Source organism: Pelomonas sp. KK5 (assembly GCF_001984095.1).
In the GTDB taxonomy this organism is placed as follows: Bacteria; Pseudomonadota; Gammaproteobacteria; order Burkholderiales; family Burkholderiaceae_C; genus KK5.
The window spans coordinates 1-1,590 of the sequence record NZ_LYVQ01000464.1; the positions used below are offsets into that span (position 1 = coordinate 1).

The window sequence follows — 1,590 nt, forward strand, 5'->3', positions numbered from 1 at the left end:
CGCAGGAGCCGCTGCGCCTGCCCGGCGAGCAGGTCTACCGGCTCGAGCCGCTGGACGTGCCGGCCGCTGACGCGGGCCTCGAAGCCGCCGCGCTCAGCGCCTCGGTGCGCCTGCTGTGCCAGCGCGCCCGCGCGGCGGACCGCCACTTCGTGCTGGACGAGGGCAACGTGGCCCGCGTGGTCGACCTGTGCCGCCAGCTGGACGGCCTGCCGCTGGCCATCGAGATGGCGGCGGCCCGCATCGGCACGCTGGGCCTGGCCTCGGTCCACGAGCAGCTGGACCAGCGCCTGCGCCTGCTCGCCGCCCCGCGCGGCGCACCGGCGCGGCACTTGACGCTGCGCAGCACCTTCGACTGGAGCTACGGCCTGCTGAGCGCGGCCGAGCAGAAGGTGTTCCGCCGGCTCGAACCCTTCCTGGGCGGCTTCACCGCGCAGATGGCCCGCCAGGTCACCCGCGACCCCGAGGACACGCCCGACGGGCTGGACGAATGGGCCGCCGTCGAGGTGCTCGGCACGCTGGTGGACAAGTCGCTGGTGCAGCGCGTGCAGGAGGCCGGCCCGGTGCCGCGCTTCTTCCTCTACGAGAGCGCGCGCGACTATGCCGCGACGAAGCTGGCCGAGGCCGGCGAGCTGCCGGCGCTGCGCCGCCGCCATGCGCATGTGGTGGCCCGCTGGTTCGACACCGCCGAGGCCGACTTCGTCGCCATGCGCGATGCCCAGTGGGCCGAGCGCTACCTGCCCGAGCGCCACAACGTGCGCGCCGCGCTCGCCTGGGCCTGCGAGGCCCGCGAGGGCGACGTGCTGGCCGGCCTGGTGGTGGCGCTCTCGCGGCTGGATACCTTCGCCCACCACTACGCCGAGATCGTGCAGTACCGCGTGCCGCTGGACGTGCTGGAGGACGCGCTGCCCTCGCTGCGCGCCGCCGCCTGCCTGGCCTACGGCGCCGCTCACTATGCCGACGGCAGCCGCGAGTTCGCCACCGAGCTGGCGCTGCGCGCGCTGCAGGACTACCGCGCCATCGGCGACACGGTCGGCCGCTACGGCGCGCTGGCCCAGCTGATCCGGCTCTACGAATCGCGTCCCGGCCTGCAGTCCGAGGCGGCCCATATGCGGGCCGAGTTCCTGCAGATCGACGAGGCCGAGATCCCGCTGCGCATCCGCCTGACCGCCACCATCATGGGCAACCTGCCGCATGGCGAGGAGCATGGCCACGACGATGACGAGCAGCCGCCACTGCGCCCGCTGCTGCGCTACCAGGAGCTGGAGCAGCTGAGCGCGCGCTGCGGCTTCGAGGCGCTGGCCGCCGTCTGCCGCGCCCACATCACCGACGAGCTGCTGATCGAGGGCCGCTTCGACGAGGCGGTCGCCGCGGCGCAGCGCCATGTCGATGCCGGCGAGTTCCGGCCCAAGGTGAAGGCGTTGATCCTCAGCAACCAGGCCTTCGCGCTGGTGCAGCTGGGCCGCGCGCGAGAGGCCGTGGCGCCGACCGTCGCGGCGCTGCGCGCCTACCCGGCCACCGTCAGCATCGCGGCCGACACCTTCGCGCTGGCGGCAGCCCGCGAGGGCCGGCATGTGGACGCCGCGCTGATGG

The 1,590-nt window shown here is 74.3% G+C and carries 1 pseudogene; it reads left to right on the plus strand.

From position 1 onward, the window contains the following. Positions 1 to 1,590, plus strand: a pseudogene (locus B0W88_RS34100) (hypothetical protein); the annotation flags it as partial.